This is a genomic window from Streptomyces sp. UNOC14_S4, from assembly GCF_020740835.1.
Classification (GTDB): Bacteria; Actinomycetota; Actinomycetes; order Streptomycetales; family Streptomycetaceae; genus Streptomyces.
Genome location: NZ_JAINFC010000310.1, coordinates 1 through 9189, shown reverse-complemented (window position 1 = coordinate 9189; position 9189 = coordinate 1). Strand labels below are relative to the sequence as shown.

At 71.2% G+C, this 9189-nt stretch carries 7 protein-coding genes; 2 read left to right on the top strand and 5 right to left on the bottom strand.

Annotated features, from left to right (window positions below):
• Nucleotides 1–105: 105 nt before the first annotated feature.
• The 4 genes from K6I34_RS24450 to K6I34_RS24435 form a co-directional block, all read right to left on the bottom strand.
• Nucleotides 106–1464, bottom strand: coding sequence for a replication-associated recombination protein A (locus tag K6I34_RS24450; protein ID WP_229328494.1), 1359 nt, complete (start codon nt 1462–1464; stop codon nt 106–108).
• 84 nt (nt 1465–1548) lie between these two features.
• Nucleotides 1549–2199 (bottom strand): vitamin K epoxide reductase family protein, encoded by a 651-nt coding sequence (locus tag K6I34_RS24445; RefSeq protein ID WP_229328493.1) that lies wholly within the window; start codon nt 2197–2199, stop codon nt 1549–1551.
• A gap of 59 nt (nt 2200–2258) precedes the next feature.
• Nucleotides 2259–3521 (bottom strand): histidine--tRNA ligase, encoded by a 1263-nt coding sequence (gene hisS / locus K6I34_RS24440; RefSeq protein WP_229328492.1) that lies wholly within the window; start codon nt 3519–3521, stop codon nt 2259–2261.
• An 11-nt stretch (nt 3522–3532) separates the two neighbouring features.
• Nucleotides 3533–4255, bottom strand: a complete 723-nt coding sequence (locus tag K6I34_RS24435; RefSeq protein WP_229328491.1) for an MBL fold metallo-hydrolase — start codon at nt 4253–4255, stop codon at nt 3533–3535.
• 187 nt (nt 4256–4442) lie between these two features.
• On the opposite strand from K6I34_RS24435, the gene K6I34_RS24430 reads away from it, so the two are divergent.
• Together K6I34_RS24430 and K6I34_RS24425 are read left to right on the top strand one after the other, a co-directional pair.
• Complete coding sequence (locus tag K6I34_RS24430; RefSeq protein ID WP_229328490.1) at nt 4443–5264, top strand: peptidylprolyl isomerase; 822 nt, start codon at nt 4443–4445, stop codon at nt 5262–5264.
• A 273-nt stretch (nt 5265–5537) separates the two neighbouring features.
• Nucleotides 5538–6767, top strand: coding sequence for a DUF349 domain-containing protein (locus tag K6I34_RS24425; RefSeq protein WP_229328489.1), 1230 nt, complete (start codon nt 5538–5540; stop codon nt 6765–6767).
• Between the two features lie 75 nt (nt 6768–6842).
• On the opposite strand, the gene K6I34_RS24420 is transcribed toward K6I34_RS24425, so the two are convergent.
• Nucleotides 6843–9189, bottom strand: a 2347-nt coding sequence (locus K6I34_RS24420; RefSeq protein ID WP_229328488.1) for a bifunctional (p)ppGpp synthetase/guanosine-3',5'-bis(diphosphate) 3'-pyrophosphohydrolase, incomplete at its 5' end; no start/stop codon positions are given.

Below are 9189 nucleotides of genomic sequence, written 5' to 3'. Positions count from 1 at the left end.
ACCCCCGTTTGTGGGCAGGCGTTCCGCACGGCGGAACGGGTGGGCACAAACGGGCCCACGGACAGCAACCGACCACCACCGGGGGTCCGGGGGCGAAGCCCCCGGTCAGTGCTCCGCTTCGCCGCGCAGGCGGCCACGGACCCGTTCCGCCACGTCCGCATAGCGCGCCTCCGCCCCGTACCGCGTCGGCTCGTAGTACCGCCTGCCATGCACCGCGTCCGGCGCGTACTGCTGCGCGGCGATCCCGCCCGGCACATCGTGCGGGTAGACATACCCCTGCGCGTGACCGAGCTTCTCGGCGCCCTTGTAGTGGCCGTCGCGCAGGTGGGGCGGGACGGGGCCGGCGAGGCCCGCGCGGACGTCGGCCAGGGCCGCGTCGATCGCGAGGTACGCCGCGTTGGACTTCGGGGCGAGAGCGAGTGCCACGGTCACCTGGCCGAGCACGATGCGCGCCTCGGGGAATCCGATCAGGGCCACGGCCTGGGCGCCGGCCACCGCGGTCTGCAGGGCGGTGGGGTCGGCCATGCCGACGTCCTCGCTCGCGGAGATCATCAGCCGCCGGGCGATGAAGCGCGGGTCCTCCCCCGCTTCGATCATCCGGGCGAGGTAGTGCAGCGCGGCGTCCACGTCGGAGCCCCGGATCGACTTGATGAGGGCGCTGGCCACGTCGTAGTGCTGGTCGCCGTCGCGGTCGTAGCGCACGGCGGCGCGGTCGACGGTGTCCTCCAGCGTCTCCAGGGTGATCTCGGTCTCGCCCTTGGCGATGGCCGAGCCCGCGCCCGCCTCCAGGGCGGTGAGCGCGCGGCGGGCGTCGCCCCCGGCGATCCGCAGCAGGTGCGCCTCGGCGTCCTCGGGCAGGGTGACCGCGCCGCCGAGGCCGCGCTCGTCGGTGAGGGCGCGGTGCAGCAGGCCGCGCAGGTCCTCGTCGGTGAGGGCCTGGAGCGTCAGCAGCAGGGAGCGTGAGAGCAGCGGCGAGATGACCGAGAAGTACGGGTTCTCGGTCGTGGCCGCGATGAGGGTGACCCAGCGGTTCTCCACGGCGGGCAGCAGGGAGTCCTGCTGGGCCTTGCTGAAGCGGTGGATCTCGTCCAGGAAGAGGACGGTCTCCTTGCCGTAGCCGCCGGAGGCGCGGCGGGCGCCGTCGATGACGGCCCGTACCTCCTTCACCCCCGCGGTGATCGCGGACAGCTCCACGAAGCGCTTGTTGGTGGCCTGGCTGACGACGTACGCCAGCGTCGTCTTGCCGATGCCCGGCGGGCCCCAGAGGATCACCGAGGACGGCCCGGCCGGACCGCCGCCGCCCTCGCCGACGAGCCTGCGCAGCGGCGAGCCGGGCTTGAGGAGGTGGCCCTGGCCGACCACTTCGTCGAGGGTGCGGGGGCGCATGCGGACGGCCAGCGGACTGCTCGCCGGGTCTTTCTCCTGGCGGTCCTCTGCGGCGGCGGTGAACAGGTCGGGTTCCACGTCTCCAGACCCTATGCCACCGGTATGACAACGCCGCCGGACCCATGGCGGGTCCGGCGGCGTACACCTGCGATGCGGGGCCTGTCAGGCGGTGCCGCCCGTCCAGAAGTCCCACCACTTGGTGAGGATCAGCATCCCGATGATGCCGATGTGCAGCACCGGCACCACCCAGTGGAACTCCAGGAAGGCGTTCCGCACGGCCCGCGGCGCGGGGATGAAGCCGCTCCGGAGGTTCTGCACCGTCACGTACCAGAACATGACGATCGTGGCGACCCAGGCGAGGCAGCACCACAGGCACAGCGAGCCGATGACGTACAGCGACTGGTACTGGAGCCAGCTGACGAAGCCGACGCCGAAGAGGCAGCCCGCCTCCATGCCGAGCCAGTACCAGCGGGGGAAGCGGGCGCCGGAGAGCAGCGCGAGGCCGATCGCGATGATCGCGCCGTAGCAGGCGAGGCCCAGCATCGGGTTGGGGAACCCGAAGACCTCCGCCTGCGCGCTCTTCATGATGTTGCCGCAGGAGACGATCGGGTTGAGGCTGCACCCGGGGACGTAGTTGGGGTCCTTGAGCAGCTCGAACTTGTCGAGCGTGATGACCCAGGACGCCAGCAGGCCCGCCGCGCCGGTGATCACCAGCATCAGCGCGAAGGCACGGCTGGCGCCCACGGCACCCGTCACGGGGCCGTCCCGCTCCTCGCCGTCGGTGGCGGAGCGATCGAGTGCCGAAGTGGTCATAGCGCCCTTGATCCCATCAGTCGGTCCTTGCGGCCCATTCTGCACGAGCCGCCGGGCAATCAGCCCTGGCGGGCGAGGAGTTCGCTCACCACTGTGTCGAATGCGACAGGTGTCTGCTCCCCGGACTCCAGGTCCTTGAGCTGCACCACGCCCTCGGCCAGGTCCCGTTCGCCCGCGACGAGCGCGAAGCGGGCACCCGAGCGGTTGGCCGATTTCATGGCGTTCTTCAGGCCCTTGCCGCCGAAGGCGAAGTCGGTGGCGACCCCGGCCCGGCGCAACTCGGTCACCAGGCCGAAGAGCGCCCGGCGGGCCTCGTCGCCCAGCGGCACCGCGAAGACCTGGGTGGCCGCGGGCAGGTCGAGCTCGATGCCCTCCGCCTTCAGCGCGAGCACCGTGCGGTCGACGCCGAGCGCCCAGCCGACCGACGGCAGCGCCGGTCCGCCGATCATCTCGGACAGGCCGTCGTAGCGGCCGCCGCCGCCCACCGCGGACTGCGAGCCCAGGCCGTCGTGGACGAACTCGAAGGTGGTGCGGGTGTAGTAGTCCAGGCCGCGGACCAGCTTCTCGTCGTCCTCGAAGGCGACGCCCGCGGCGGTCAGCAGCGCGCGCACCTGCTCGTGGTACTCCTTGCACGCCTCGCACAGGTGGTCGCGCAGCATCGGCGCGCCCACGAGCTGCTTCTGCACGGCCTCGCGCTTGTCGTCCAGGACGCGCAGCGGGTTGATCTCGATGCGGCGGCGGGTGTCCTCGTCGAGGTCGAGGCCGCGCAGGAAGGACTGGAGCGCGTCGCGGTAGGCCGGACGGCACTCCTTGTCGCCGAGCGAGTTGAGCAGCAGGCGGAAGTTCCTCAGGCCCAGCGACTTGTAGGCGTCGACGGCCAGGATGATCAGCTCGGCGTCCAGCGCCGGGTCCTCGGCGCCGATCGCCTCGGCGCCGACCTGCGAGAAGTGGCGGTAGCGGCCGGCCTGCGGGCGCTCGTAGCGGTAGTACGAGCCGGAGTACCAGAGCTTGACGGGCAGGTTGCCCGCCTTGTGCAGGTTGGCCTCCAGGGCCGCGCGCAGCACGGAGGCGGTGCCCTCGGGGCGCAGCGCGAGCTGGTCGCCGCCGCGCGTGGTGAGGGTGTACATCTCCTTGGTCACGATGTCGGTGGACTCGCCGACGCCGCGGGAGAACAGCTCGACCTGCTCGAAGCCGGGGGTCTCGATGTAGCCGTACCCGGCGCGCTTGAGCGGCGCGGAGATGGCCTCGCGCACCGCGAGGAACGTCGCGGAGTCGGGCGGGGTCAGGTCGTAGGTGCCCTTGGGGGCCTTGAACGTACTCACGGGAAAAATCGTCACATTCCTCGTCGCGGAGCGGCGGTAGCGCCGCCTCCGAGGCCACGCTGCGTCTCGGCCACGTCCCGCAGGTACGGGTTGGTGGCGCGCTCGCGGCCGATGCTGGTCTGGGGGCCGTGGCCGGACAGCACCACGGTCGAGTCGTCCAGCGGCAGGCACACGCGTGCCAGCGACCGGAGCATCTCGGCGTGGTCACCGCCGGGCAGGTCGGTGCGTCCGATGGAGCCGGCGAACAGCAGGTCGCCCGAGAAGAACACCGACGGGATGTCGTCGCTCTCGGGCATCCTGAAGGTCACCGACCCCTTGGTATGGCCGGGCGCGTGCGCGACGGAGAACTCCAGCCCGGCGAGGTCCAGCCGGGCGCCGTCGCTGAGCTCCTTGACGTCGTCGGGCTCGCCCACGGTGAGCTCGCCCATGAGGGGCTGCCCGATGGAGCGGCCGAGGGCCTTCTCCGGGTCGCTCATCATGTAGCGGTCCGCGGGGTGGATCCAGGCGGGGACGTCATGGGCGCCGCACACCGGGACGACCGAGGCGACATGGTCGATGTGCCCGTGGGTGAGGACGACGGCGACGGGCTTGAGCCGATGCTTCCTGAGCGTTTCCTCGACACCCTGGGCGGCCTGGTGGCCCGGGTCGATGATCACGCACTCCTCGCCTGCGGCCGGGGCGACCAGATAGCAATTGGTGCCCCAGGCCCCGGCGGGGAACCCGGCGATAAGCACATTCGTCCTTAACAGTCGGCCAGCAGAAATCCAGCGGTGGACCGGCGGAGCCTCCCCGGCGGAGAGACCCGGTCCGGTACAGAGCCTACCGGCGGCACTCCGGTCACAGCGAACCCGTATACGGTACGGGCACACCCGCAACACCCGGACCGGACCATGGACGAAGACGCTATGAGGAGACGACCCGGTGGTCAGTAACGAGCAGCGGCGGCGGCAGCTCGCCCGGGAGAAATTCGCGCGGCAGCAGGCGCGCCGCGAGGCGGCACGGGCCAAGGCCCGGCGGCGGAACGCGGTGATCGCCGCGGCCCTCGCCGTGGTGGTCGCCGCCGGCGCGGCCGTCTACGCGACGGGCGCGCTCTCCGACGACGGCAAGAAGGACACGACGGACGCGGCCGCCCCCGACAGCTCCACGAAGCCGAGCCGCGGCCCGGACCCCTGCGCGAAGGCCGCCCCGGGCTCCCCCACCACGAAGACGTGGAAGTCGGAGCCCGCGATGACCATCGACAAGTCCGCGTCCTACGCGATGGCCCTGAAGACCACCTGCGGCACCATCGACCTCAAGCTGGACGCCGAGAAGGCCCCGCACACGGTCAACTCCTTCAACTTCCTGGCGGGCGAGGGCTTCTTCGACCACTCCTCCTGCCACCGGCTGACGACCTCCGGCATCTACGTCCTGCAGTGTGGCGACCCCAAGGGCACCGGCATGGGCGGCTCGGGCTACACGATCCCCGACGAGAACCTCGGGGACTCCCGGGTCAAGGACGGCGTCTACCCGGCGGGCACGGTCGCGATGGCCAACACCGGGCAGCCGAACTCCGGCGGCAGCCAGTTCTTCCTCGTCTACCAGGACAGCAAGCTGGACCCGAAGTACACGCCCGTCGGCACGATCGGCGAGGCGGGCATGAAGGTCCTCAAGAAGATCGCCGACGCCGGTGTGAAGGATGGCGCACCCGACGGCGCGCCCAACGCGACGGTGACGATCGACAAGGCGACCGTCGCCAAGTCCTGACGCCCGCCGGTGCGTTCCGCCGCGCGCCGGCGCGTCGCCGTCGCCCTCCGGCGCGTTCCCGGGTCCCGCGCGGTGAAATTTCGGTCGCGCGGGATACGGACAGCCGGGCCGCCGGTCGCCTATGTTGGCGTTGTGTAGGGTGCCTGATCCGACGGCTGCCCGCACCCGAACGATCAAGCCGTCGGACCGGTCAGGGCGCGGCCCTGCCGGAACAACTGTGGACGATGCCCGAGGGGCCGCGCACCGGCCCCGGCATCATGTGGAGGAGGCGCTGTGAGCAGCGACCCATGGGGCCGCGTCGATGAGACGGGGACTGTGTACGTGCGTACCGCCGACGGCGAGCAGGTCGTCGGCTCGTGGCAGGCGGGTTCCCCCGAGGAGGCACTCGCCTACTTCGAGCGCAAGTACGAGGGCCTGGTCGTCGAGATCGGCCTCCTCGAGCGCCGGGTCAGGACCACCGACCTGTCGGCCAAGGACGCGGCGACCGCGATCGACCACCTGCGCACGCAGGTCGACGAACACCACGCGGTCGGTGACCTGGACGCGCTGCGCGTCCGGCTCGACAAGCTCGTCGCCTCGGTCGAGTCGCGCCGCGAGGAGCGCAAGGCCGTGAAGGCGAAGCAGTCCGAGGAGGCCCGGACGGCGAAGGAGGCGCTGGTCGCCGAGGCCGAGGAGCTGGCCGCGAGCGAGCAGTGGCGGTCGGCGGGTGAGCGGCTGCGCGCCCTGGTCGACACCTGGAAGGGCCTGCCGCGGCTCGACCGCAAGACGGACGACGAGCTGTGGCACCGCTTCTCGCACGCCCGCTCCGCGTTCTCCAAGCGGCGCAAGGCGCACTTCGCCGCGCTGGACGCCCAGCGCGAGGACGCCCGCAAGGCCAAGGAGAAGCTGGTCGCCGAGGCGGAGTCGCTCTCCGGGTCCACGGACTGGGGGCCGACGGCCGCGCGCTACCGCGATCTGATGGCGGAGTGGAAGGCCGCGGGCCGTGCGCAGCGCGAGGCGGAGGACGAGCTGTGGGCCCGCTTCCGCGGCGCGCAGGACGTCTTCTTCCAGGCGCGCGGCGAGGTGTTCGCCGAACGCGACGCCGAGCAGCAGGGCAACCTCGCGCTCAAGGAGGAGCTCGTCGCCGAGGCGGAGAAGCTTCTGCCGGTGACGGACCTGAAGGCGGCGCGTGCGGCGTTCCGCTCGATCAACGAGCGCTGGGAGGCCGTGGGCCACGTGCCGCGGGACGCCCGGCCGAAGATCGAGGGGCGGATGCACACCGTCGAGCGTGCCCTCCAGGAGGCGGAGGAGACCGAGTGGCGGCGCACGAACCCGGAGGCGCGGGCCCGTGCGGCCGGCCTGACCGGGCAGTTGCAGGCCGCCGTCGACAAGCTCCAGGAGCAGGTCGACAAGGCACGCGCCGCGGGCAACGACGCCAAGGCCGACAAGCTCGCCAAGGAGCTCGAGGGCCGCAAGGCGCTGCTCGACCAGGCGCTGAAGGGCCTGGAGGAGTTCGGCGGCTGAGCCGTCGTCGTCCGAGCACATGAGTAAGGGGCTCCGGCTATTGCCGGAGCCCCTTACTCATGCCCTGCTGACGGCCTACGGCCTACGGGCCGACGTCACGCGGTAGACGTCGTAGACGCCCTCCACGCCCCGCACCGCCTTCAGGACGTGCCCGAGGTGCTTGGGGTCGCCCATCTCGAAGGTGAAGCGCGAGGTGGCCACCCGGTCGCGCGAGGTCTGCACGGCGGCGGACAGGATGTTGACGTGCTGATCGGACAGGACGCGGGTGACGTCCGACAGCAGCCGGGACCGGTCCAGCGCCTCGACCTGGATGGCCACGAGGAAGACCGAGGACTGGGTCGGCGCCCACTCGACGTCGATGATGCGCTCGGGCTGCTGCGACAGGGAGTCGACGTTGACGCAGTCGGCGCGGTGCACCGAGATGCCGCTGCCGCGGGTGACGAAGCCGATGATCGGGTCGCCCGGCACCGGCGTACAGCAGCGGGCCAGCTTGACCCATACGTCGTCGACGCCCTTGACGACCACGCCCGGGTCCGCGCTGGAGCGCCGCTTGGAGCGGGTCCGGATGGGCGCGGTCTCCTCGATGTCCTCCGTGGCCGCGTCCTCGCCGCCGAGGGCCTGGACGAGCTTCTGGACGACGCCCTGCGCGGCGACGTGCCCCTCGCCGATGGCGGCGTAGAGGGAGGAGATGTCGGGGTAGCGCATCTCGTGCGCGAGGGTGACCAGCGAGTCGCCGGTGAGGATGCGCTGGATCGGCAGGTTCTGCTTGCGCATCGCGCGGGCGATGGCGTCCTTGCCCTGCTCGATCGCCTCGTCGCGACGCTCCTTGGAGAACCAGGCGCGGATCTTGTTGCGGGCGCGCGGGGACTTGACGAAGCCCAGCCAGTCGCGGGAGGGCCCGGCGCCGGCCGCCTTGGAGGTGAAGACCTCGACCAGGTCGCCGTTGTCGAGGGTCGACTCCAGGGGCACGAGGCGGCCGTTGACCCGGGCGCCTATCGTGCGGTGGCCGACCTCGGTGTGGACGGCGTAGGCGAAGTCGACGGGCGTGGCCCCCGCGGGCAGCGCTATGACGTCGCCCTTGGGCGTGAAGACGAAGACCTCGTTGCGCGAGAGATCGAAGCGCAGGGACTCCAGGAACTCGCCCGGGTCCTCGGTCTCCTTCTGCCAGTCCAGGAGCTGCCGCAGCCAGGCCATGTCATTGACGGTGTCCTGGTTCTTGCCCGCGTTCTTCGGGACGTCGGTGCGCACCTTGGAGGCGCCCGCGACGGCTTCCTGCTTGTACTTCCAGTGCGCGGCGATGCCGTACTCCGCGCGGCGGTGCATGTCGAAGGTCCTGATCTGGAGTTCGACGGGCTTGCCGCTGGGACCTATGACCGTCGTGTGCAGCGACTGGTACATGTTGAACTTGGGCATCGCGATGTAGTCCTTGAACCGCCCCGGGACCGGGTTCCACCGGGCGTGGACGGTGCCGAGCGCCGCGTAGCAGTCGCGGACGGTGTCGACGAGGACGCGGATGCCCACCAGGTCGTAGATCTCGGCGAAGTCACGGCCCCGCACGATCATCTTCTGGTAGACGCTGTAGTAGTGCTTGGGGCGGCCGGTGACGGTCGCCTTGATGCGCGCGGCGCGCAGGTCGGCCTGGACCTCGTCGATGACGGTCGCCAGGTACTCGTCACGCTTGGGGGCGCGCTCGGCGACGAGGCGGACGATCTCGTCGTACATCTTGGGGTAGAGGATCGCGAAGGCGAGGTCCTCCAGCTCCCACTTGATGGTGTTCATGCCCAGCCGGTGGGCCAGCGGGGCGTAGATCTCCAGGGTCTCGCGGGCCTTCTTCTCCTGCTTCTCCCGCTTGAGGTAGCGCATGGTGCGCATGTTGTGCAGGCGGTCGGCGAGCTTGATCACCAGGACGCGGGGGTCCTTGGCCATGGCGACGACCATCTTGCGCACGGTCTCCGCCTGCGCGGCCTCGCCGAACTTGACCCGGTCGAGCTTGGTGACGCCGTCCACGAGCAGGGCGACCTGGTCGCCGAAGTCGCGGCGCAGGGTGTCCAGGCCGTACTCGGTGTCCTCGACGGTGTCGTGCAGCAGGCCCGCCATCAGCGTGGCCGGGTCCATGCCGAGCTCGGCGAGGATCGTGGTCACCGCGAGCGGGTGGGTGATGTACGGGTCGCCGCTCTTGCGCTTCTGGCCCCGGTGCCAGCGCTCGGCGACCTGGTAGGCGCGCTCGATCTGCCGGAGGGTGGCGGTGTCGGCCTTGGGGTCGTTGCTGCGGACGACGCGCAGCAGCGGTTCGAGCACCGGGTTGTACGAGCTGGAGCGCTGGACGCCCAGGCGGGCGAGGCGGGCCCGGACGCGGCTGGAGGAGCCGGTGCGGGCCGCGGCGGGCTGGGGGGCGCCGGCCCGGGCGGGCGCCCCCCAGCCC

Coding starts and splice junctions, on each gene's coding strand:
- K6I34_RS24445 (WP_229328493.1), bottom strand. CDS start 2,199: ATGACCACTTCGGCACTCGATCGCTCCGCCACCGACGGCGAGGAGCGG.